Here is a 385-nt window from a genome sequence, read left to right as displayed (position 1 = left end):
CAAGCAGACCCGTAAGGAACTGTTCCTGATCGAGATGGATCGGGTCGTGCCCTGGAAGGGTTTGATCGCTCTTATCGAACCCCATTACCCGAAAGGCGAAGGCGGTCGTCCGGCATATCCGTTGATGGCGATGCTGCGGGTTCATCTCATGCAGAACTGGTTTGGTTACAGTGATCCGGCGATGGAAGAGGCGCTGTACGAGACGACGATCTTGCGCCAGTTTTCCGGCCTGAGCCTGGAGCGAATTCCAGACGAAACCACCATTCTCAACTTCCGTCGACTGCTGGAAAAGCACGAGTTGACCACTGGCATTCTCGGCGTGATCAATGGCTATCTGGGCGACCGTGGCCTGTCACTGCGACAAGGCACCATCGTCGATGCCACA

The 385-nt window shown here is 56.4% G+C and carries 1 protein-coding gene; it reads left to right on the top strand.

The window, feature by feature from the left end; genetic code table 11:
- Window positions 1-385 (top strand): transposase (locus V3W40_RS34580; RefSeq protein WP_330216548.1); only part of this gene is annotated, 385 nt, incomplete at both ends.

This window comes from Pseudomonas sp. AM8 (assembly GCF_036346475.1).
GTDB lineage: Bacteria > Pseudomonadota > Gammaproteobacteria > Pseudomonadales > Pseudomonadaceae > Aquipseudomonas > Aquipseudomonas marginalis.
This window is presented reverse-complemented; position numbering and strand designations above follow the sequence as displayed.